Annotated in this window: 19 protein-coding genes; 5 read left to right on the top strand and 14 right to left on the bottom strand. The window is 65.6% G+C overall.

Going from position 1 to position 21137, the window contains the following annotated elements:
- Positions 1 to 179 precede the first annotated feature (179 nt).
- The 3 genes from rimI to ACFPPB_RS00170 are packed head-to-tail and all read right to left on the bottom strand — an operon-like array spanning position 180 to position 1929.
- Positions 180 to 650 carry a ribosomal protein S18-alanine N-acetyltransferase gene (gene rimI / locus ACFPPB_RS00180; protein WP_377323200.1) on the bottom strand — a complete coding sequence of 157 codons (471 nt, stop codon included), beginning with the start codon at positions 648 to 650 and terminating at the stop codon, positions 180 to 182.
- 5 nt (positions 651 to 655) lie between these two features.
- Positions 656 to 1150, bottom strand: coding sequence for a hypothetical protein (locus tag ACFPPB_RS00175; protein ID WP_377323198.1), 495 nt, complete (start codon positions 1148 to 1150; stop codon positions 656 to 658).
- The gene (locus tag ACFPPB_RS00170; RefSeq protein WP_377323196.1) at positions 1147 to 1929 is read right to left on the bottom strand and encodes a CDP-alcohol phosphatidyltransferase family protein; all 783 of its coding nucleotides are present in this window, start codon (positions 1927 to 1929) and stop codon (positions 1147 to 1149) included. The genes ACFPPB_RS00175 and ACFPPB_RS00170 overlap by 4 nt, the downstream gene beginning before the upstream one ends.
- A 128-nt stretch (positions 1930 to 2057) precedes the next feature.
- Here ACFPPB_RS00170 and ACFPPB_RS00165 point away from each other — a divergent pair, with 128 nt between their 5' ends.
- The 3 genes from ACFPPB_RS00165 (at position 2058) to ACFPPB_RS00155 (ending at position 4874) form a co-directional block, all read left to right on the top strand.
- Positions 2058 to 2480, top strand: coding sequence for a DUF4124 domain-containing protein (locus ACFPPB_RS00165; RefSeq protein WP_377323194.1), 423 nt, complete (start codon positions 2058 to 2060; stop codon positions 2478 to 2480).
- 72 nt (positions 2481 to 2552) lie between these two features.
- Positions 2553 to 4250 (top strand): proline--tRNA ligase, encoded by a 1698-nt coding sequence (locus ACFPPB_RS00160; protein WP_377323192.1) that lies wholly within the window; start codon positions 2553 to 2555, stop codon positions 4248 to 4250.
- A gap of 300 nt (positions 4251 to 4550) precedes the next feature.
- Entirely contained in the window at positions 4551 to 4874 is a 324-nt protein-coding gene (locus ACFPPB_RS00155) for an H-NS histone family protein (RefSeq protein ID WP_377323190.1), read from the top strand.
- Between the two features lie 118 nt (positions 4875 to 4992).
- On the opposite strand, the gene ACFPPB_RS00150 is transcribed toward ACFPPB_RS00155, so the two are convergent.
- The 8 genes from ACFPPB_RS00150 to ACFPPB_RS00115 form a co-directional block, all read right to left on the bottom strand.
- A complete protein-coding gene (locus ACFPPB_RS00150) occupies positions 4993 to 6273 on the bottom strand; it encodes a threonine/serine exporter family protein (RefSeq protein ID WP_377323188.1) in 1281 nt (426 codons plus the stop codon).
- The gene (locus tag ACFPPB_RS00145) at positions 6270 to 6716 is read right to left on the bottom strand and encodes an NfeD family protein (RefSeq protein WP_377323186.1); all 447 of its coding nucleotides are present in this window, start codon (positions 6714 to 6716) and stop codon (positions 6270 to 6272) included. Before ACFPPB_RS00145 ends, ACFPPB_RS00150 begins: the two co-directional genes overlap by 4 nt.
- A gap of 10 nt (positions 6717 to 6726) precedes the next feature.
- Positions 6727 to 7677: an SPFH domain-containing protein gene (locus tag ACFPPB_RS00140; RefSeq protein WP_377323184.1), complete on the bottom strand. Its 951-nt coding sequence runs from the start codon at positions 7675 to 7677 to the stop codon at positions 6727 to 6729.
- Between the two features lie 240 nt (positions 7678 to 7917).
- Positions 7918 to 9159: a TolC family protein gene (locus ACFPPB_RS00135; protein WP_377323182.1), complete on the bottom strand. Its 1242-nt coding sequence runs from the start codon at positions 9157 to 9159 to the stop codon at positions 7918 to 7920.
- Positions 9156 to 9458, bottom strand: coding sequence for a DUF3240 family protein (locus tag ACFPPB_RS00130; protein WP_377323180.1), 303 nt, complete (start codon positions 9456 to 9458; stop codon positions 9156 to 9158). Before ACFPPB_RS00130 ends, ACFPPB_RS00135 begins: the two co-directional genes overlap by 4 nt.
- The gene (locus ACFPPB_RS00125; protein WP_377323178.1) at positions 9451 to 12534 is read right to left on the bottom strand and encodes an efflux RND transporter permease subunit; all 3084 of its coding nucleotides are present in this window, start codon (positions 12532 to 12534) and stop codon (positions 9451 to 9453) included. The genes ACFPPB_RS00130 and ACFPPB_RS00125 overlap by 8 nt, the downstream gene beginning before the upstream one ends.
- 1 nt (position 12535) lies before the next feature.
- Positions 12536 to 13642, bottom strand: a complete 1107-nt coding sequence (locus ACFPPB_RS00120) for an efflux RND transporter periplasmic adaptor subunit (protein ID WP_377323177.1) — start codon at positions 13640 to 13642, stop codon at positions 12536 to 12538.
- Between the two features lie 344 nt (positions 13643 to 13986).
- Entirely contained in the window at positions 13987 to 14373 is a 387-nt protein-coding gene (locus ACFPPB_RS00115; RefSeq protein ID WP_377323175.1) for a hypothetical protein, read from the bottom strand.
- An 82-nt stretch (positions 14374 to 14455) separates the two neighbouring features.
- Here ACFPPB_RS00115 and ACFPPB_RS00110 point away from each other — a divergent pair, with 82 nt between their 5' ends.
- Together ACFPPB_RS00110 and ACFPPB_RS00105 are read left to right on the top strand one after the other, a co-directional pair.
- The gene (locus ACFPPB_RS00110; RefSeq protein ID WP_377323173.1) at positions 14456 to 15523 is read left to right on the top strand and encodes a DMT family transporter; all 1068 of its coding nucleotides are present in this window, start codon (positions 14456 to 14458) and stop codon (positions 15521 to 15523) included.
- A gap of 12 nt (positions 15524 to 15535) precedes the next feature.
- Positions 15536 to 16153 (top strand): class I SAM-dependent methyltransferase, encoded by a 618-nt coding sequence (locus tag ACFPPB_RS00105; RefSeq protein ID WP_377323171.1) that lies wholly within the window; start codon positions 15536 to 15538, stop codon positions 16151 to 16153.
- A 48-nt stretch (positions 16154 to 16201) separates the two neighbouring features.
- On the opposite strand, the gene ACFPPB_RS00100 is transcribed toward ACFPPB_RS00105, so the two are convergent.
- The 3 genes from ACFPPB_RS00100 to ACFPPB_RS00090 form a co-directional block, all read right to left on the bottom strand.
- Entirely contained in the window at positions 16202 to 17614 is a 1413-nt protein-coding gene (locus ACFPPB_RS00100; protein ID WP_377323169.1) for a sensor histidine kinase, read from the bottom strand.
- Between the two features lie 121 nt (positions 17615 to 17735).
- The gene (locus ACFPPB_RS00095; RefSeq protein WP_377323167.1) at positions 17736 to 19076 is read right to left on the bottom strand and encodes a sigma-54-dependent transcriptional regulator; all 1341 of its coding nucleotides are present in this window, start codon (positions 19074 to 19076) and stop codon (positions 17736 to 17738) included.
- A 201-nt stretch (positions 19077 to 19277) separates the two neighbouring features.
- Entirely contained in the window at positions 19278 to 21119 is a 1842-nt protein-coding gene (locus ACFPPB_RS00090) for a DUF885 domain-containing protein (RefSeq protein WP_377323165.1), read from the bottom strand.
- Positions 21120 to 21137 lie beyond the last annotated feature (18 nt).

Below are 21137 nucleotides of genomic sequence, written 5' to 3'. Positions count from 1 at the left end.
CCTACCGCCTCGTGTATGTGTGTATGTGTAGGAGCCCGCTAGCGGGCGATGCTCTTGCTTTGATGTTTCCTACCTGGCATCAGAGCAAGAGCATCGCCCGCTAGCGGGCTCCTACACATACACACGCACACACGCACACACATACACACGCACACACGCACACAGCGGGGCGCGCAGAACTACGACGGCAGCAAATCCAGCGCCATCACGATCGCATCCTCGCGCCCATCGTGCGCCGGGTAATAGCGCGGCCGCCGGCCGATCTCGTTGAATCCCACCGACTCGTACAGCGACTTAGCCAGCGGATTCGACGGCCGTACTTCCAGGAACACCCGTTCCGCGCCATTCCAGCGCGCGATGTCCAGCAACCGCCCGAGCAGATGGCGGCCCAGCCCGCGGCCGCGGAAATCCGGCCCGATGCAGATGTTCAGCACGTGCGCTTCGCCTGCGCCCATCGACAAGATGCCGTAGCCGGCGATGTCCGCATCCACGCACAGCACCCAGCACGGATGCCCGGCTTTCACGCAGTCGGCGAAGACGCCGGCCGACCACGGGAAGTCGTAGGAGATGTTTTCCATGGCACTGACCGTGGCCAGGTCCTCGGCGCGCATGGCGCGTACCTGGATCACCGGTTTGATGACCGCGACCATCGCGGCTAGCTTCCCGCTGTGGCCAGCGCGCGGCGCAGACTGCGCAGCGCGCTCCACAGCCGTCGCTTGGCCCCGGCGCTGGTCAGCACTAGGGCCGGCTCATCGGCCAGCACGATCTGCGCCTGATGCATCGCCACTGCCGACAAGGTGCGCCCCAGCGCATGCGCCTGCGCCTCGCCGAACACCAGATACGCCCTCGCCTCGGGCAGGTCCCCTGCGAGCTGGCCGCCCCGTACCATGACGCGCGCGGCACGGGCAAGCGCCGCGCCGCAGGCATTGAGCGCGCGGCCCAGCAGGTCGAGTTCGCGCGTGCTGCAACCCTCCGGCAGCACTATCACGCAGGCGACCCCGGCGGCCGTATCGGCCATCGGCGGATTCGGCTCGATGGCACCGACCTGCAGCTCCCGCGCGGTTCGCCGCACCCACGGCGTCACGCCCAGCGCGCGCAACACGCGGTCGCGATGGCCGGCAACTGCGTGCTGGCGCGGGCTTGCGTTCATGCCGGATTGCGCCGGGTGCGGCGCCGATGCGTGGTCAGGCCCCAGATCGTCCATACCGGTCCGGACAGCAGATAAACCGCGAAACCGGCAAACAGCACCCGCGGCGTATCCAGGATCAGCAGCGCGATCAGCAGCACGGCCCCGACCATCCAGCCGAACGGCACGCGCTGGCGTTCGCCCAGCGGCAGCGACTTGAAGCTGAAATAACGGAACCGGCTGACCATCAGCAGGCCCACCACCACCGCGATCACCGGCGTGATGAAGCAGAACTCGCTGCCGGACAGGCCGAACTTGTCCACGCTCCACACGAATGACATGCACACCGCCGCCGCCGCCGGACTGGCCAGCCCCTGGAAATAGCGCTTGTCGGCCACGCCGACCTGGGTGTTGAAGCGGGCCAGCCGCAACGCGGCGCAGGCGGCATAGATGAACGCCGCAGCCCAGCCCAGCTTGCCCCACAGCGGGCCGAAATCGCGCAACGCCGACAGCGACCATGTATACATCACCAGCGCCGGTGCCAGCCCGAAGCTGACCAGGTCGGACAGCGAGTCGTACTGCACGCCGAACTCGGTCTGGGTGCCGGTCATGCGCGCGACGCGCCCGTCCATGCCGTCCAGCACGGCGGCAATGAATACCGCCACCGCCGCCTCGGTGTAACGACCGCCGATACTGGCGATAATCGCGTAGAAACCCGCGAACATCGCCCCGGTAGTGAACAGGTTCGGCAGCAGGTAAATGCCCCGGTGGCGGGGCGGGCGTATGGGTGCGGTCTCGCTCATGAATCAATCCGTGACAGGATGCGCGCAGTGTAAACCATCGGCTGCTTGAGTCCGGGCCGCCACAGTGATAACAAGGCAGTTGCGATTTTCTCATGAAATTGCGACTTCCCATGATTATGGAGAACAACATGCACCGTTCGCTGATCGCCGTGGCGCTGCTGTTGCTGGCTCCGCTGGCCACCGCCCAGGTCTACAAGTGGACAGACGCCGGCGGCACCGTGCATTACTCGGAAACGCCACCACCGCAGGGCACGAAGTTCTCCAAGGTGACCACCACCGGCACGGTGCAGCCGCTGGCCGCGCCGGCGGCGGCCGCAAGCACGGCCGGCAGCAGCGAGCCCGCCGCCGCACCGGCCCAGCCGGTGGCGGACAACCCGCAAAACCGCGCCAAGCTGTGCAATTCGCTGAAAACCAACATCGCCGCGTTGCAGGGAAGCGCCCCGGTGGTCATGCAGCAGAACGGCAAGACCGTGGCGCTCGACGCCGACCAGCGCAAACAGCAGACCACGGCCGCCCAGAGCCAATACGACTTGTATTGCCAATCCAGGTAATTGCCCGATTCGCGGCGACGATGGCGGCAGCCCGCTACAATGGGCGTCTTCATTCACGCCGGAATGCCTCGCATGCGCCTCAGCCAATTCCATCTGGCCACCGTCAAGGAAGTCCCCGCCGACGCCGAAATCGCCAGCCATCGGCTGATGCTGCGAGCCGGCATGATCCGTCGGCTCGCGTCGGGGCTGTACACCTGGAGTCCGCTGGGCCTGCGCGTGCTGCGCAAGGTGGAACACATCGTGCGCGAGGAAATGAACCGCGCCGGCGCGATCGAAATGCTGATGCCGTCGATTCAGCCGAAGGAACTTTGGGAAGAAACCGGCCGCTGGGAAAAATTCGGTGGCCAGCTGCTGAAAATCAAGGACCGCAAGCAGCAGGAATACTGCTACGGCCCGACCCATGAGGAAGTGATTACCGACTTCGCCCGCAACGAGCTGAAAAGCTACAAGCAGCTGCCGGTCAACTTCTACCAGATCCAGACCAAGTTCCGCGATGAAATCCGCCCGCGTTTCGGTGTGATGCGCGCGCGCGAATTCCTGATGAAGGACGCGTATTCGTTTCACCTGACCCAGGAGTCGCTGGCCGAAACGTATGCCGTGATGTACCAGGCTTATGTGCGCATTTTCACCCGGCTCGGACTGACCTTCCGCGCGGTGCAGGCCGATACCGGTGCGATCGGCGGCAATGCCAGCCATGAATTCCAGGTCCTGGCCGATTCCGGTGAAGATGCGATCGCGTTTTCCGACGGTTCCGATTACGCCGCGAATCTGGAGAAAGCCGAGGCACTGGCGCCGACCGGCGCGCGTCCGGCTCCGTCGGCGCCGCTGCAGCGGGTCGATACCCCGACCCGGAAGACCATCGCCGAGGTCAGCAGCTTCCTCAAGGTATCGCCGCAGCAATGCATCAAGACCTTGCTGGTGCGCGGCCGCGACGGTCTGGTCGCACTGTGCCTGCGCGGCGACCACGAGATCAACGAGGTCAAGGCCGGCAAGCTGGCCGAATTGCCGGATCAGTCGGTGCTTGCCGGCGAGGAGGAAATCTTCGCCGCCACCGGCGCCCGCCCCGGCTTCATCGGCCCGGTCGGCCTGCCCGACTCGATTCCCGTCATCGTCGACCGCGATGCGGCCGTGCTCGCCGATTTCGTCTGCGGCGGCATGGCCGACGCGAGCCATTACACCGGCGCGAACTGGGAACGCGATGCGCGCATCACGCGCATCGCCGATCTGCGCAACGTGGTCGAGGGCGACCTCTCGCCCGACGGCCATGGCGTGCTGCATATCGCCCGCGGCATCGAGGTCGGCCATGTGTTCCAGCTAGGCCAGAAATATGCCGAGGTACTCAAGGCCAGCGTGATCGACGAGACCGGCAGACCCCAGGTGATGACCATGGGCTGCTATGGCATTGGCGTCAGCCGCATCGTCGCCGCCGCGATCGAGCAGCGCCACGATGACGCCGGCATCCTGTGGCCCGAGGCGATGGCGCCGTGGCGGGTGGCGGTGTGCGTGATCAATCCGAAGAACCTGCCCGAAGTGGCTGCGGCCGCCGAGGCGTTGTACCAGTCGCTGGTCCAGCATGGCATCGAGACGGTGCTGGACGATCGCGGCCTGCGTCCGGGCGGCATGTTCGCCGACATGGAGCTGATCGGCATTCCGCATCGCGTGGTGGTCAGCGAACGCGGGCTGGCCGCCGGCACGCTGGAATATCGGGCCCGCGGCGAGAGCGAGAGTCGCGCACTCGGGCAGGATGAGCTGTTTGCCCTGCTCGCCTGAATGTCGAGGCTGAATTCGGGTGATAACCCGGAATTAACCAAAAAAACGGCCGCTCTGAACGGCCGTTTGCGCATTCGACACAACGAAATCCCGAATATCGGTTATTCAAATCGACAGTGGCGCCATTAATCGGGATTAATGTGAATAAGTGCTTCCCGGGATGAATGGCGCTTTACAACTATTCCGCCAATCAGCGACAATCCGGACTGCTTCAACTTTCCAAGCGTCCGGCTCCGTCCCCGATAATAATCAGACACCGGCCAGTACGCTAATTGTCGACACTCACCCCCGGAGTTCACCATGGCCGTCGATATCAAGAATCTCAATCACACCCAGCTGAATGATCTGATCAGCAAGGCGCAGGTTCGCCAGAACGAATTGCGCAAGGAAAAAGTCGTCAAGCTGCGCGAGAAGGTGCACGCGCTGATCAAGGCCGAGGGATATACCTTCGAAGACATTTTCGGCAGTACCCGCGGCAAGGCCAAGCGCACCACCGGCACGGTCGCCCCGAAATACCGCAATCCCGCTAATCCGGCACAGACCTGGTCCGGTCGCGGCAAGCGCCCGCACTGGTACAGCGACGCGCTGAAGGCCGGCAAGAAGGAAAAGGATCTGGCGATCTGATCGTCTTCCTGATCAGGATCGCCGCATCGGGAATACCGTATCGGTAAATCCGCGCGCGATCCCCATGAATGATCCCGATGAAAGCGCCGGCCTGAAAGCCGGCGTTTTTGTTTTCGCTTCAAAGCGACCGGCGCGGCGACACCAGCAGATCGCCGAACATCAGTCCGGCCACCAGCGATACCAGCAAGGTCAGCAGCAGCAGACCGGTATCCAGGCCCAGCGAAGTATCGCGCTCGAGCAGAAACGACATGCTGCGGAAACCGACGCTGCCCGGCACCAGCAACAGAATGCCGGGCTCGCGGACGACCGCACCGGGCCGACGTGCGAATCGCGCGTAGATATTCGACATGGCGCCGAGCAGAAATCCGCCGAGGAAGACGCCAAACGGCGCTCCCGGCAAGGAGCCGGAAATCGCGCCGCCCCAGCGCGTGGCCAGGTAACCCACGATCACCGCCACGATCACCACCGGCCAGTCGCGCCTGGCCGCGCGGAACAGGATGGCGAACGCGATCGCCGCCACCAGCAACGCCGGGTAATCGGTCCAGGTCGGCAACGCGGGCAGGGCGAAATCGCGGGCGGCGATGCCCAGCGCGCCGCACAGCTGGGTCGCCGCCAGCGTGCCGAAGGTGAGCTTGAGCAGGGTCGACATCGCCCCGCCCATGCGCGCCATGCCGGAGACCAGATGCTGGCTGGAGATCTCGCGCACCGCGGTGGTCAGCGACATGCCCGGGATCAGGATGATCAGGCTGGCCAGCACCACCGACTTGATTGCCAGCGGCACCACGAATGCGCTCACCACGATCGTCACCGCCGTGGCCACCAGCGCGCAGATCGCATCGCTGGCCACCGCCAGTCGCGGCCGGCTGGCCGCCAGCATGCTGATGCCGCCGATGATCACGCCGATCACGCCGGCCACCAGCAGATCCACCCACGAGCTGTGCAGGAACAGCGCCGCAATGCTGGCGGCGGACAGGCCATAACTGGCGATCAGGCCGATTTTGTCGCGACGCGTGTCCGGCCGGCCCAGCGCGCGCAGCAGGCGAAAGCCCTCGCGCAGATCCAGCTCGCCGGCGATCGCGCGGTCGGCGATGTCGTCGGCCTCGCACAGGCGCTCCAGATTCACTTCGCCCGGCGCCAGCCGCATCACCTGGGTGGTCTGCGCCACGCCGTCCTCGCCCTGCGCCATGTCGGCGAAGGAGATGATGATCGCGGTGGGACTGGACCACACATCGGCGGCCAGTCCCAGCCGCTGCGCCGCGCCTCCCACCGCCATTTCCAGCCGCGGCGCCGTGGTGCCGTACTGGTGCAGCCGCCGCGCCAGCTCCAGCACAAACGCGATCCGCGTGGCCGGCGCCGTGGTGGCGAACTGCTGATGGGCCATGGTGTCGCCTGCGCTCATACCGCCGCGCGCACCTGCAAGGTGGTGCCTTCGACGGCCACCACTTCCACCGTGCTGCCAAGCGGCAGGTCCGGCCCGCTGACCAGCCACTGGCCATCGCCGACACGAGCTTTGCCGCGGCCGTTGACGATGGGCTCGACCAGCACGTAGCGCTGGCCGATCATCTGCTCGCCACGACGGTTGAGGCGCTCGTCGCCCGGCGCGCGGCGCTCCAGCCGAGGCCGCAGCCAGCGCGCATAACCGACGCAGAAGGCGAACGCCAGCAACGCGAACAGCACGGCCTGCGCGAGCAGGCCCAGCGTGGGCACAGCCCACAACACCACACCCATCGCGGCCGCGGCCAGACCGATCCATAGCATGAAATAACCCGGCAGCAACACTTCGCCGGCAATCAGCAGCAACGCGAGAATCCACCACAGGTAATGCGCGGAAAGCTCCCACATGGCATCCACCTCAGCGCAGCGGCGGCTGGGCCGCCACCGCCTTCTGCTGCTGGCCCAGCGATTCCTTGGCCAACTCGGCGATACCCGCCAGCGAACCAAGGATGCCGGTGGCCTCGATCGGCAGCAGCAGCATCTTCTGGTTCGGCGACTTCGCCATTTCCTTCAGCGCCTCGACGTAGTTGTTGGCGACGAAGTAGTTCAAGGCGTTGACGTTGCCACCGGAGATCGCGTCGGAGACCATCGTGGTCGCCTTCGCCTCGGCCTCGGCCGAACGCTCGCGCGCCTCGGCAGCGCGGAACGCGGCTTCCTTCTCGCCCTCGGCGGCGAGGATCACCGACTGCTTCTCGCCTTCGGCCTTGAGGATCGCGGCCTGACGGAAGCCCTCGGCATCGAGGATGTTCGCGCGCTTCTCGCGTTCGGCCTTCATCTGCCGCGCCATCGCGTCGATCAGGTCGCGGGGCGGCGCGATGTCCTTGATCTCGATGCGGTTGACCTTGACGCCCCACGGATGGGTCGCCTCGTCGACCACCTTGAGCAGTTTCGCGTTGATCGCATCGCGCTGGCTCAGCGATTCATCCAGGTCCATCGAGCCGAGCACGGTACGGATGTTGGTCATCACCAGCGCCAGCGATGCCTGTTCCAGGTTGGACACCTCATAAGCGGCCTTGGACGCGTCCAGCACCTGGTAGAACACCACGCCGTCGACCCGCACCACCGCGTTGTCCTTGGTGATCACGTCCTGCGAAGGCACGTCCAGCACCTGCTCCATCATGTTGATCTTGCGCCCGACCGCCTGGTAGATCGGGATCAGGAAATGCAGGCCGGGACTGAGCGTGCGGGTGTACTTGCCGAATGTTTCCACCGTCCATTCGAAACCTTGCGGCACGATGCGCACCAGTTTGGCCACACCGACCACCACGACGAACACGATCACCAGCGCGAGAATCTGTCCCAGTCCCATTGCCTGCCCCTTTATCCCTGAAGAAGCCTTGAGTATAGGCGAGCCGGCGCCTGTCACGCCGCGATGGGGGTGCCGTGCTCGCGTGGCCCCGAAATGCCCATCGAGGTCTCCTTTGCGGCGGCCACCTTATGCAACCGCCGCAGCGTTATGCACTGACATCGGGAAAGACCGCCGGGAGCGAGCCCAACCATCGAAGGAAGGGCGCCATAATCAGGGGCGGCGCCGTACGCCGCCCTGCCTTCATTCGCGCGCAAGGCCCCATATCAGACGGGCGTCGACGAGCAGCCGGTAGTAGGAGCGGAGTGCAGCGGTACGTGCGTCCAGGGCCGATTGCATGGCGTCCACCGATTGGCGCCGGGCCAGCAGAAGCGCCTGCAGATCGGCCTCGCCAAGGGCATAGGCGCGCTGTGTCAACTGGGCATTCCGGCGGGTTCTCGACGCCCCCTCTTCCGCTAGTTTCCAGCGGTCGTAGTTGCTCGTCGCATCGGTATAGCTGTCCGCGATTTCCGATTCGAGCTCACGCTGCCGACGATCGCGCGCCGCACGCGCGGCATCCACTTCCGTCAGCGCTTGCCCCAGCCGCTCGGTCCGGTAGCTACCTGGCAAGGGCATCGAGACATTGAAACCAACGATACGCTCGCGGCTGAATGCTTCCGATGCGGCATACAGACCGATCGTGGGATCCGGCAACCGGTCCGCGCGTGCGCGCGAGGCCGTGAGTTCCGCCTGCTCCATGCGCAGTTGTGCCATCCGAAGCGGATCGCTGGCTGCCAGCACCCGATCCTTCCAGACCACCTCGGACTCCTCCAGCTTGACCGGCTGGCCGAGCATGGGCGGCTCGGCATCGGCGGCGCCGGGAAACCGGACGTTGAGTCGTGCCTGTGCCTTGGTTTCGCTGGCCAGTGCCTCGCTCATGCCCTGCTCGACCTCGGCGAGGTCGGCCGCAGCCACATTCACGTCGAGCGCCGCCGCATCGCCTGCCTTGTGGCGCTTCTGCACCGATTGAAGGTTGCTCCTCGCCAGTTGCACCTGCTCCGTCATGAAGGCGCGCGCCTGACGTGCGCTCAGGCGTCCCATCCAGAGATCGACCAACCCACGCGCGGCCTCTTGAATGGCTTCACCGAGTTGCGCGTCAGCCAGCGCGATACCGGTATCGCCTAGCTGTCGGTCCAGCCTCTTCTTGCCAGGCAGCCGCACGGTGCGCTCGAATCCCGCCGTCCATTCCCGCGAGGCTGGACCGCTGGTGTAATTCCTGCGCTGTGCGGAGCCTTTCACGATCCACTCATTGGGAGAAGCTGCAAGCATCCCCGCCGCATGCCCCGCACCCATCCGCGCACTCTGCGCCTCGACCACCGCCGGATCCTGTGCGATCCAGGTTTTCGCCGCGATGGCCGACGGCAGGTCCGCTGGCGCGGGAACTTCCTCCGTGGCGTGGCCCACCGTGCAAAGCCCCATCAGCAATACGAACAGGATGGTCCTCATGCGACTTCTCCTTCGAGGGTAAGCGGTATAGCCCAGTAGCGGATGCCCGTACCCGCGAAGTCATCCGCCAGCAGAGTCAGCAGTGTCTGCATTTCAGGATCGCTCACCAGGATCTGCACCAGAACCGAACGGCTGCGCCCCATGACCTGCTCGGCAGGGCTCAGCCGCCCCATCGCGGTGCCATGGCTGCAGGTGGGCGTGCTGGTGAAGACCTCCTCGTTGAAAGCGGCCAACAGGGCGTCCAGAAGTTTTTCCTCCACGTCTGGCACGCAGACCAGCGAGAAACAGTACTTATCCATGGCGCACCTCCACGCGTGCGTGCGCGAAGCGCAGATAGAGAATGGGCAAAAGGAAGAGTGTCAGCGCAGTCGCCGTGACCAGGCCACCGATAACCACGATCGCCAGAGGCCGCTGCACCTCCGATCCCGGCCCGCTGGCAAACAGCAACGGGACCGGGCCGAAGGCGGTGATCGAGGCAGTCATCAGCACCGGTCGCAAGCGGCGATGGGCACCCTGCATCACGCAGGCGACCGGGTCGAAGCCTTCGGCGTGGAGCTTGTTGAAATAACTCACCAGCACCACGCCGTTGAGCACCGCGATGCCGAGCAAGGCGATGAAGCCCGCCGAGGCCGGTACGGAGAGGTATTCGCCGGTGATCCACAGCGCGACGATGCCACCGACGAGCGCGAAGGGAATATTGCTGAGGACCAGCAGCGACTGGCGCACCGAGCCGAAGGTGGAGAACAGGATCAGGAAGATCAGTCCCAGCGCCAGCGGAACCACCAGCGAGAGCCTTGCCGCGGCCCGTTGCTGATTCTCGAACTGTCCACCCCAGCTGATCCGATAGCCTGTCGGCAGCTTCACGGCCTGGGCGATCTTCGCCTTCGCCTCGGTCACGAAACCGACCAGATCGCGACCGGCGACGTTGGCGATGACGACGCTGTAGCGACTACCCATCTCGCGTTCGATCTTTACCGGACCGCTGTCGCGCTGCAGGTGCGCGACGGTTTCCAGCGGCACGCTGGCACCGTCGGCGGTGGTGATGCGCAGCGCGGCGAACTCGGCGGGGGATACCTTCACGCTGTCCGGACCGCGCACGATGATCGGTACGCGCTTGTTCCCTTCGATCACCGTACCCACGCGCAGGCCCTCGATCTGTGCGCGCAGCGCATCCTGCACGTCTTCCACCGACAGGCCGAAGCGTCCGCTGGCCAGGCGATCGACGATGACCCGCAGGTACTGCACGCCGTCGTTCTGGACGGTATAGACGTCCTGGTTGCCTGGTACGGTTTTCACCAACGCCTCGATCCGACCGGCGAGCTGGTTGAGGATCGCCAGATCCGGCCCGAAGACCTTGATCGCCAGATCGCCGCGCACCCCGATGATCATCTCCTGCACACGCATGTCGATCGGCTGGGTAAAGCTGTACTTGATGCCTGGCAGCTGATCGAGCACGCCCCGGATTCTGTCGATCAGCGCGTCCTTGTTCTTTACGGCCCAGTCCGCCCGCGGCTTCAGCACCAGAAACGTATCCGTCTGGTTCAGACCCATCGGATCCAGTCCGATCTCATCCGAACCGGCGCGGGCCACAACGCCGGTGATCTCCGGAATCTGTGCCATCAGTGCCTGCTGGATCTTCAGATCCAGCGCGGCGGTCTCCTCCAGGCTGACCGAGGGCAGCTTCTCGATACCGACGATGATGTCGCCCTCATCCATGGTCGGCATGAAGGTCTTGCCGACCATGGCGTACACGCCACCGGCGAACACCAGCATGACGACCGCCGCGATGATCACGATGCGCTGGTGGGCCATTGTCCATGCCAGTGCCGGCTGGTATCGACGCAGCAGCTGGCGCGGCAACCACGGCTCCTGGTGAGGCACTTTCTGCAGCAGGAACGATGCGAGGACCGGAATGACCGTCAGCGAAAGCACCAGCGAACTGGCCAGCGCGAACACGATGGTCAGTGCGACGGGCACGAACAGCTTGCCTTCCAGACCTTCCAGGGTAAGCAACGGCAGAAAGACCGTGATGATGATCAGCACGCCGGCGGCAACCGGCACGGCAACCTCACGCAGTGCGCGAAACACGATGTGCAGTCGGGGCAGCTTGCTGCGGACCTGATCGCGCCCCAGATGCTGCACCACGTTCTCGACGACCACGATCGCCGCGTCCACCAGCATGCCGATCGCAATGGCGAGTCCACCGAGGCTCATCAGGTTGGCCGACATTCCCGCGACGCGCATCAGGATGAAGGTGGCCAGCGCCGATAGCGGCAACACGACCGCCACCGTGACGGCCGCGCGAAGATTGCCCAGAAACGCACCCAGCAGGATCAGCACCAGCACGGTGGCTTCGATCAGGGCTTTCGCCACCGTTCCCACGGCGTTGTCGACGAGCTGGGCGCGATTGTAGAAGACCTTCAACGCGACGCCGGGAGGAAGGCTGGGCTTGAGCTCATCGAGTTTCGTGGTGACGCCTTCCACGACGTCACGGGCGTTCGCGCCGGCCAGGCCAAGCACCAGCCCTTCGACGGCTTCGCCGCGCCCGTCCTTGGTCACCACGCCGTAGCGCGTCAGCGCACCCATGCCCACTTGCGCCACATCGCCCAGGCGAATCGGTGCAGTGCCTTTGCGCCCCAGCACGATGGCGCGCAAGTCATCCATGGTTTGCACGTTGCCCTCGCTGCGCACCAGCAGCACCTCGCCGCCTTCGCCGAGCCGACCGGCACCATCGTTGCGATTGTTCGCCTCGATGGCGCGCTGGATGTCCGCCGTGGACAACCCCACGGCCGCCAGCCGGGTGGCATCGGGAACGACTTCGAAACTGCGCACCGCGCCGCCGAGCGCATTGACATCGGCCACACCGGGAACCGCGCGCAGCGCGGGCCGGATCACCCAGTCGAGCAGGCTGCGACGTTCGTCCAGCGAAAGCCCGCCGCCCTCCACGGTGAACATGAACATTTCGCCGAGCGGCGTGGTGACCGGTGCCATGCCGCCGCTGATGCCGGGCGGCAGATCGCCGGCAATCCCGCCCAGACGCTCGGCGACTTGCTGGCGTGCCCAGTAGATGTCCGTGCCATCCAGGAAGTCGATAGTGACGTCGACCAGGCCGTACTTGGAGACCGAGCGCAGTATCCGCTGGTGCGGAATGCCGAGCATCTCCACTTCGATCGGCAGGGCGATCCGGCTCTCGACCTCTTCCGGCGTCATGCCGGGAGCCTTCATGATGATCTTGACCTGCGTGCTGGATACGTCGGGGAAGGCATCGATCGGCAAATGGCGGAAGGCATACCAACCTGCGCCAGCGAGCAACACGGCCGACAAAAGGATGAAGAGGCGCTGCGCCAGCGCGAATTGAATCAGGCGATCAAGCATCTCATTCGCCTCCGCTTTCGCCGAGCCAGGCCGCTTTCAGCGCAATCACGCTGCTGATCGCGATCTGGTCGCCGGCCTTCAGCGGCCCCGCCACGCTGACCAATGGCCCCGAGCTGGCAACCACCTCGACCGGCTGTGCCACAAACCCCTGCGCGGTGCGAACGAATACGTGGGCCTGCTCACCTTGGCGCGCCACCGCCGCAAGCGGCAGCGTCCATGCACCCTGGGTGCCGGCGAGCGGCACCTGCGCCTGCACGAATTCGCCGGGCCGCAATTGATCGGCGCCGGCAGTCACCTCGGCCCGCAAGGTGAGAACCTGGCCTTCGCCGACTACCGCACCCAGGCTCAGCGGTTTGGCCGTTGCCCTGCGGCCGACCACGACGATCTGCCCATTCCTGGCCCATGCGTTCGCACGCTCGGCCGGGATCTGGATGTCCAGCCAGAGCCGACTCATGTCCGCCACCCGTATGAGTGGATCCGCAGCAGCTACCCGTTGGCCCGGCTTGGCCTCGATGCTGACCACCACGCCGGCGCCCTTGCTGTGCAGTACCAGGGCGTCCTTGAGCACCCCGCTCTGGATCAGCTGGGTTATGGCAGCGCCGTCCACGCCAGCCAGCCGCAACGCCCCGCTGGCCTGCCGCAATCTGGCCTGCGCATCGCTGGCGGCCGCTTCGGCCTCGAACACCCGTCGCTGCGGAATGATGCCCTCGGCAAACAGCTTGCGCTCGCGCACCACGGCCGCTTGTGCGAGCCGACTCTTGCTGGCTGCCTCCAGCGCACTGAGCTGCTGTTCTCCATACTCGGGGCTATTCAGGTGCAGCAGCGGCTGGCCGCGGGAAATGGTCTGGTGTTCGTCCACCAGCAGCTGATCGACCAGGCCTGCCATCGGTGCACTGATGACCTGCTCCTGCTGCAACGGCAGCACCACGCGCGCCGGATAGATCGGGCCGCGGATGTCGACGGGACGGTCCAGGCGCTGCACGGTTATCCCGAGCGCTTTCATCTGCGCGGCGGTGACCGGAAAGGTATCAGCCGCATATACGGCTGAACCTGAGGCAAGACAAAGCAGGGCAAACGCGCCGAGCGCGCGCCGGATAGAAAAATTCATGAAAAAGCTCCCGGAAAAAGGCTCAGCTTCGTGATGCATCGATTGACATCAGCGCTCCCCGTAGACACGGAGATGCGCATAGAGCCGGAATCAGCCTGGATGGCCCGCATGTCTGGGCTGGCTTCCCGGATGCGGCGCAGCGCGTCCCGCAACGGGGACGATGCGGGTAGCGCAATTGCCGTTGGCGATGGATCGGAAGGAGGTACGGCGGTGGGCACCGTCGCATACAGCAGACACACGGCGCCGATCGGCACCGAACATGGAACAGACATGAAGCCATCTCCTGAAAAACGGTCACGAGGCGACGAACCGCACCGGCGGTTTCATCGCGGAACGGAGCGGTTTCAGGCGATAGGAGGGCGCAGCAACGAGCCGATCGTCGCCCGGATCATGCCCGCGGAGAGGCGGAAAGATTCCGTACCCGTCTCGATGGGCGCGACGGAGAGCGTCACGCTGGTCGCCAAGGTCAGCGCATGGGCACACGCGCAATGGCAGCCACCGGCTTCACCCAGCAGGCATGCGTTGTCGTCCGGCGTAGCGGAGGTCGCCGAGTCCATGGTGGCGAGCACGCTGGTGGTCGCCTGCGCATCGGCCAGCGCCGCTGCGGCGGGGCTGTCGCCCAGGCAGATCGAGCCCGCGGCAAGCTTGATCAGCAACACCGCGACAGCCAGCAACCACAGGCCGCGGTGGCGGCGCAGACGGGTCAGCAGGAGCGGTGTGGCACGGATCATTCAATCATCGTAAGCAAACATCGAAGTGTTAGACAATTGCATTGCCGGCCGGAGCTACCCATCGGCCGCGTAAGATGCGCTCATGAAACTCGCGAATCCCGACCACGCCCACGGCATTCTCCAGGCGCTCGCTGCGGCAGCGCTGTTTGGCATCAGCACGCCGCTTGCCAAGATGCTGCTGGGCAGCATGCCGCCGCTGCCGCTGGCGGGTTTGCTCTACGCAGGATCGGGCATCGGTTTGTCAGTGTGGATGCTGCTGCGCCGCCTGCGCGGACAGGCGATCACCGAGGCGGCATTGACGCGACGGGATGCGCCATGGCTGGCCGGTGCCGTGCTGTTCGGCGGTGTGCTCGGCCCCATCCTGCTGATGCTGGGCCTGGCGTACACCGCGGCCTCGACGGCAACGCTGTTGCTCAATCTGGAAAGCGTGCTCACCGCCGTGCTGGCCTGGGTGGTGTTTCGCGAAAATGTGGATCGGCGCGTGTTCCTGGGCATGCTGGCGATTGTCGCCGGCGCCGTGCTGCTGTCGTGGCAGCGGCAGAGTGCGCACACCGTGCCGTGGGGAACGCTGGCGATAGCGGGCGCCTGCCTGTGCTGGGCGATCGACAACAATCTGACCCGCCCGGTGGCCGGCGGCGACCCGGTGCAGATCGCGGCGATCAAGGGCGGCGTGGCCGGCACGATCAACATCGCCATCGCGCTCGCCATCGGCTACCGTTTTCCCCACGTCGGGCCCTTGCTGGCCACCGGCGTGCTCGGCTTTTTCGGTTACGGCCTGAGTCTGGTGCTGTTCGTGCTGGCCTTGCGCAATCTGGGTACGGCGCGAACCGGCGCCTACTTTTCCACGGCGCCTTTTCTGGGTGCCGCGCTCTCGCTGATGTTGTTTGCCGAACACGCCGGCCCTGCCTTCTGGCTGGCGGGCGTCTTGATGGCCATCGGGGTATGGCTGCACGTGAGCGAGCGCCACGAGCATGAGCACGCGCATGAAGCGCTGGCGCACGACCATCGCCATCGCCACGACGCCCATCATCAGCACACGCACGATTTTCCATGGGACGGCGAGGAGCCGCACACGCATCCCCATGTCCACGAGCCCCTGATCCACAGTCATCCGCACTATCCGGACATGCATCACCGCCATGGGCACTGAGGAGGGCGTCGCATGAATCGCCAACAACACTGGGAAACCGTCTACACGACCAAGGCCGCCGACGCGGTCAGCTGGTACCGACCGCACCTGGACAGGTCGCTGGCCTTGATCGAGCGTGTCGCTCCCGATCATGGCGCCGCGGTGCTCGATGTCGGCGGCGGCGCGTCGACCCTGGTCGATGATCTGCTCGCACGCGGCTATCGCGACCTCAGCGTCCTCGATATTTCCGCGGAGGCCTTGAGTGTTGCCCGGAAGCGCCTCGGCGAATCGGCGCATGCGGCGACCTGGCTTGCGGTCGATCTTCTCGATGCGCCGCTGCAAGAGGCCCGCTACGACGTATGGCACGACCGCGCCGTCTTCCACTTTCTGACCGGGACCGCACAGCGCGCGAACTACGTGCGGCACCTGACCCATGCGCTCAAGCCGGGTGGCCATGCCGTGCTGGCCACGTTCGGACCGGACGGCCCGATGAAGTGCAGCGGACTGGATACGATGCGTTATGACGCCGAGGGCCTGGCGCGCGCGCTCGGCGATGGCTTCACGCTGATCGACAGCACGCTGGAAATGCATGCAACGCCGGCCGGCGCCACTCAGCAATTTCTTCAGGCCTTGTTCCGGCAGACTGGATGACCAAGCCAGGCAGGCTAGTCGTGGCCCGAGAACGGGTACGAGCGCGTGCTACAGGATCGCCATCTGCGGCAGGCGCAGGCTCACCCGCAAACCGCCGCCTTCGCGATTGGCCAGCAGCACGCGACCGCCGTGCGCCTCGGTGATCTCGCGTGCCAGTGCCAGGCCAAGGCCGGTGCCGGAACGCTTGGTCGAATAGAACGGCAGCAGCGCCTGGGCCAGCACCGTCTCGCTCATGCCGGGACCGCGGTCGGCCACCTCGATGCGCAGCTCGTTGCCGACCTCCAGGATCGACAAGGTGACTTCTTCTTCGTCGCCGCCCGCCTCATGCGCGTTCTTGATCAGGTTGATCAACACCTGCTCGATCTGTACCGCGTCGAACACGCCCGGCTGTTCCGGCGGCGGTACCGCCAGCCGGTAGCGGCAGTGCAGCGCCAGCCCCTCGAGGAACCGCGGCCATTCGATCCGCACCGGCTGCGGCGTAGGCAGCTTGGCGAAACTCGCGTAACCGGAGATGAAACCGTGGAGGTGCAGCGCCCGCTCACTGATGGTGGCGAACACGCCGGGCAGCCGGTCGAGCTGGCCACGCCGCGCCAGCTCGGCGCCGGAATGCGCCAGCGAGGAGATCGGCGCCAGCGAATTGTTGAGCTCGTGGCTGATCACCCGGATCACCCGCTTCCAGGTCGCCACTTCCTGCCGCGACAGCTCGCGCGTCATGCGCCGGAACAGCTGCAGCCGATGCGGCCGACCCTGTAGGCGGAAGGCGCGTTGCGACAGGTGGAAGGTTTCCTCGCTGCCGTCCATCTCCACACTGAGCAGCGCGTCCTCGCCGCTTTCCACCGCCTTGCGCAACGCCTCGGGCGCATCGGCCAGCAGCTCGGCGAAATCCAGTCCAACCAGGTTGCGCCCTTCGTTGAACAGATGGCGCGAGGCGATGTTGGCGTACGCGACGCGGCCGATCGCGTCGGTCAGCACCAGCGCCACCGGCGTGTTCTGCACCACCGTGTCGAGCAGCAGCTCGCGCTGCACCAGATGCTGGCGCTGCTCGCGCAAGGTCTGCCCCAGCGCGTTGTGCATGCGGATCAGCTCGCCCAGCTCGTCACGCCGGTTGATCGCGATCGAGAAACTGAAATCGCCGTCGCGGTAGCTTGCTACCGCACCCTCGAGCGCACGCAGCAGACGGCTGACCGGCGACATCGCGCGGCCGGCCAGCCAGAACGCCAGCAGCAACAGCAGCACGGCGCAGACGCCCAGGCCGCCGTAGACGCCCAGATGAAGCTCGGGCTGCGCCTCGATCGCCGCCGTCGCCGTCGCGGGCTTCGGCGTCAGCGCGGTTTGCAGCCACAACAACAGCTGCGGCAGCGGCCACTGCGTGACACCGGCATAGATCAGTGCGCCGGCGACACTGGCAAAACCCAGCAGCAGCGTCAGCCGACCCTGCAGGGAATTCAAACGATGCCACATCGGCCGCACTCCACGACGGGGGAAACTCGCCTCGACGGCACCTGCAGTTCATCGATGTCCATGAATGCGGCCATCTTTCGACGCCATCCGGATATCGGCAAGCACCGCAGTCCGATCCGGATCAAGCTGGCGCCGCCAGGCCGTAGCGCTCCATTCTCCGATACAGCGCCTGCCGCGACAGGCCCAGATGCTGCGCCGCGCGGCTGACTACGCCATCGGCCTTGTGCAGCGCCGCCTCCACCGCTTCACGGCTGGGCTCATCGAGATTGCGCGCCGCGGTTGCCGCATGCTGCGGCAGGTTGAGCAGTTCAGGGGTGATCGGCCCCTCGCCGGCCAGCAGCGCGGCGCGCTCGATCGCATTCTTCAATTCGCGCACATTGCCCGGCCACGGATAACCCAGCAAGGCCTCGCGCGCGGCATCGCCGAGTTCGGCGCGGCCGTCCAGGAAGAATTCGGCCAGCGGCAGGATGTCGTCGCTGCGCTCGGTCAGCGGCGGCAGGTTCACTTCGATCACGTTGAGGCGGTAGTACAGGTCCTCGCGGAACGTGCCGGTACGGATCATCGCCTTCAGGTCGGCATTGGTGGCGCTCAGCACGCGCACCTTGACCTGGCGCGTGCGGCCGGAACCGAGCCGTTCGAACTGGCCGGTCTCCAGCACCCGCAGCAGTTTCATCTGGCCCGGCAATGGCAGGTTGCCGATCTCGTCCAGGAACAAGGTACCGCCGTCGGCCAGCTCGAAACGGCCCTCGCGCGCCTTGTTCGCGCCAGTGTAGGCGCCGGCGTCCGCACCGAACAGTTCGGCTTCGATCAACTCGCCCGGCAGCGCACCGCAGTTCACCGCAATGAACGGGCCGCGCTTCACCGAAGAATTCGCATGCATGATCGAGGCGATGCGTTCCTTGCCGGTTCCGTTGGGTCCGGTGATCAGCACCGAGACATCCGAGCGGGCGATCTGGCAGGCCAGGTCCAGCGTGCGCGCCATCGCCTCGGAAGCGAACACCAGCCCGTCCAGGTCGTATTTCTTCTGCAGCTGCTCGCGCCGCTGGCGCCGCTCGCGCCGGCTGCGTGTCATCTCGCGGGTGGATTCGGACAGCTCCAGCAGGTTCTCCACCGTGGTCAGCAGCTTGTTGTCGTCCCACGGCTTGGCCAGGTAATCCGACGCGCCGGCCTTGACCAGCTCCACCGCGGTCTCCAGGTGCGTCCACGCGGTGAGCAGAATGACCGGCAAGTCCGCATGGCGCTCGCGGATCGCCCGAAACAGCGCCACGCCCTCCTCGCCCGAGGTGGTATCGGTGGTGAAGTTCATGTCCTGGATCACCACGTCGACCGCTTCGTGCTCCAGCGACGCCATGCCTTCCTCGGGCGTCAGCGCGGTGAGCGGGCGGATCTCGTGCAACGACAGCGCCAGCGAGAGCGCCTCGCCCACGGCCGGGTTGTCGTCGATGATCAGTACGGTTCGCATCTTTCTTCTGCACATGCGGCAATGGATGCCGCTCCGGACGCAAAGGTTGCCATGACTGATGGCAGGCGTACACCGCCGCGTCGCAGAACCGCCGATTCGGTGGGAGCGACCTCGGCCGCGATGCCCCTGGCGCCATGGTGGCGAAAGCAGAAGCATCGCGACCGAGGTCGCTCCTACCAAAGGCGGCGGCCGCCCGGCAATTTACTCCGCCACCGGATGCACCGGCGCCTTGCCGGCCTTCACCGCGGCAATCCAGTCGTTGACGCGGGTATCCAGCACGTCCAGCGGCAGTGCGCCGCCGCTGAGGATCTCGTCATGAAACGCACGGATATCGAACCGGTCACCCAGCTCATTCTTCGCGCGCGCGCGCAGCTCGAGAATCTTCAGCTCGCCCATCTTGTAAGCCAGCGCCTGGCCCGGCCAGGTGACGTAGCGGTCGGTCTCGGCCTGCACATCCGGCTCGTCCTCGCTGGAATGTGCGTGGAAGAAGTCCACCATCTGCTGGCGCGTCCAGTGCTTGTAATGCACGCCGGTATCGAGCACCAGGCGGTCGGCGCGCAGCAGCTCGTCGCTGAGATGGCCGTAGTAGGACAGCGGATCCTTGTAGAAACCGATTTCCCTGCCCAGCTGCTCGGCATACAGCGCCCAGCCCTCGATGTAGGCGGTGTAGCCGGCCTGCTGGCGGAACGGCGGCAGCAAGGGCAGCGTCTGTGCGATCGAGATCTGCATGTGATGGCCGGGAATGCCCTCGTGGTACGCGGTCGATTCGATGTCCAGCACATTGCGGTGCGCGAAGTCGCCGGTGTTGACGAAGATCTGTCCCGGGCGCGAGCCGTCCGGCGTGCCCTGATGGTATTCGGCGCCGGGTGCCTCCTTCTCGCGGAACGGTTCCACCGGCATCACCACCACCCTGGTCTTCGGCAGCAGGCCGAACAGCTTGGGCAGCTCCGGCTGCATCTGCGCCAGATAGCCGCGATAGCGGTTGAGGATGTCCTCGCGCGAGGTGGCGAAGACCTTCGGATTCTTCTTCAGCGCTGCGCGGAAACTGGCCAGGTCGGGATAGCCCTGCGTCTTGGCGATCCGGGTCATCTCGCCCTCGATGCGCTTGACCTCGGCCAGCCCCAGCTGGTGGATCTGCTCGGGCGTCTGGTCGGTGGTGGTCATCTGCTCCACGTCGAAACGGTAGATCGCGTCGCCGTTCGGCAGCGCCCAGATGCCCGGCTCGGCTCGCCCGTGCGGCGCGTAGTCCTTCGCCACGAATTCGCCCAGCTTGCGGTAGGCCGGCCGCACGTCCTGGTCGATCGCGGCGAGGATCGCGTCACGCAGGCGCTTCTGGTCCGCCGGCGACACCGACTTCGGGAAATGCTTCAGCGGTTCGGCGAACACGCTGTCCAGGCCGGCCGGCTTCTCTATGCTGGCGATCTGTGTGACGACTTTTTCCAGCAGGTATTTCGGCGGCATCATCTTGTCCGCCATGCCCTGCCGCGCCACGCCGATGACCTGGTCGAAACTTTTCGGCACCGCCTTCAGACGTGCGAGGTAATCCTCGTACTCCTTCGTGTTGTCGAACGGGATCGAGCTGACGAAACCGGCCAGCTGCAGGTGGATGCCGCTCATCTGGTCCAGCGGCATCTCGTTCAGCTTAAGGTCGTAAGCCTTCAGGCTGTCCTTCAGCTGGCGCACCATCAGCTGCTGGTTGAGCTTGTCGGTGTCGGAGAACCCGCGGGTATCGATCGCCTCGAAACGCTTCAGGAAATCCGCCGTCACCTTGTTCTCGGCCGCCGCATGCGCCAGCGAGAAGTCGCTCCAGCGATCGTTGTAACGCAGGTCGCCCAGAATCGTGGCGAACTCGGGACTGTTCTGCAGCGTGTGCTGCCATTGCTCGGCCAGCAGCGCATTGAGCGCCTTCACCCGGCTCGCCACGTCCGTCTGCGCGGCCTGCGCCGCCGGGGCCGCGGCCTGCACAGGCGAAGCCATGGTCGATGAAATCACGGTCACCGAGCCCAGCAGGCTCGCACAGATCAGCAACGGCAAGGTCTTCATCAGGATCATTCTCCGAGG

Origin of the sequence: Rhodanobacter terrae, assembly GCF_042657005.1 — a bacterium.
GTDB lineage: Bacteria > Pseudomonadota > Gammaproteobacteria > Xanthomonadales > Rhodanobacteraceae > Rhodanobacter > Rhodanobacter terrae.
The sequence above is the reverse complement of the archived record's forward strand: the minus strand, read 5'-3'. Positions and strand labels throughout refer to the sequence as shown.

What these genes read in the sequence shown, in the direction of transcription:
- rimI (WP_377323200.1), bottom strand. Translation starts at nt 650, where the DNA reads ATGGTCGCGGTCATCAAACCGGTGATCCAGGTACGCGCCATGCGCGCC.
- ACFPPB_RS00175 (WP_377323198.1), bottom strand. Translation starts at nt 1,150, where the DNA reads ATGAACGCAAGCCCGCGCCAGCACGCAGTTGCCGGCCATCGCGACCGC.
- ACFPPB_RS00170 (WP_377323196.1), bottom strand. Translation starts at nt 1,929, where the DNA reads ATGAGCGAGACCGCACCCATACGCCCGCCCCGCCACCGGGGCATTTAC.
- ACFPPB_RS00165 (WP_377323194.1), top strand. Translation starts at nt 2,058, where the DNA reads ATGCACCGTTCGCTGATCGCCGTGGCGCTGCTGTTGCTGGCTCCGCTG.
- ACFPPB_RS00160 (WP_377323192.1), top strand. Translation starts at nt 2,553, where the DNA reads ATGCGCCTCAGCCAATTCCATCTGGCCACCGTCAAGGAAGTCCCCGCC.
- ACFPPB_RS00155 (WP_377323190.1), top strand. Translation starts at nt 4,551, where the DNA reads ATGGCCGTCGATATCAAGAATCTCAATCACACCCAGCTGAATGATCTG.
- ACFPPB_RS00150 (WP_377323188.1), bottom strand. Translation starts at nt 6,273, where the DNA reads ATGAGCGCAGGCGACACCATGGCCCATCAGCAGTTCGCCACCACGGCG.
- ACFPPB_RS00145 (WP_377323186.1), bottom strand. Translation starts at nt 6,716, where the DNA reads ATGTGGGAGCTTTCCGCGCATTACCTGTGGTGGATTCTCGCGTTGCTG.
- ACFPPB_RS00140 (WP_377323184.1), bottom strand. Translation starts at nt 7,677, where the DNA reads ATGGGACTGGGACAGATTCTCGCGCTGGTGATCGTGTTCGTCGTGGTG.
- ACFPPB_RS00135 (WP_377323182.1), bottom strand. Translation starts at nt 9,159, where the DNA reads ATGAGGACCATCCTGTTCGTATTGCTGATGGGGCTTTGCACGGTGGGC.
- ACFPPB_RS00130 (WP_377323180.1), bottom strand. Translation starts at nt 9,458, where the DNA reads ATGGATAAGTACTGTTTCTCGCTGGTCTGCGTGCCAGACGTGGAGGAA.
- ACFPPB_RS00125 (WP_377323178.1), bottom strand. Translation starts at nt 12,534, where the DNA reads ATGCTTGATCGCCTGATTCAATTCGCGCTGGCGCAGCGCCTCTTCATC.
- ACFPPB_RS00120 (WP_377323177.1), bottom strand. Translation starts at nt 13,642, where the DNA reads ATGAATTTTTCTATCCGGCGCGCGCTCGGCGCGTTTGCCCTGCTTTGT.
- ACFPPB_RS00115 (WP_377323175.1), bottom strand. Translation starts at nt 14,373, where the DNA reads ATGATCCGTGCCACACCGCTCCTGCTGACCCGTCTGCGCCGCCACCGC.
- ACFPPB_RS00110 (WP_377323173.1), top strand. Translation starts at nt 14,456, where the DNA reads ATGAAACTCGCGAATCCCGACCACGCCCACGGCATTCTCCAGGCGCTC.
- ACFPPB_RS00105 (WP_377323171.1), top strand. Translation starts at nt 15,536, where the DNA reads ATGAATCGCCAACAACACTGGGAAACCGTCTACACGACCAAGGCCGCC.
- ACFPPB_RS00100 (WP_377323169.1), bottom strand. Translation starts at nt 17,614, where the DNA reads ATGTGGCATCGTTTGAATTCCCTGCAGGGTCGGCTGACGCTGCTGCTG.
- ACFPPB_RS00095 (WP_377323167.1), bottom strand. Translation starts at nt 19,076, where the DNA reads ATGCGAACCGTACTGATCATCGACGACAACCCGGCCGTGGGCGAGGCG.
- ACFPPB_RS00090 (WP_377323165.1), bottom strand. Translation starts at nt 21,119, where the DNA reads ATGAAGACCTTGCCGTTGCTGATCTGTGCGAGCCTGCTGGGCTCGGTG.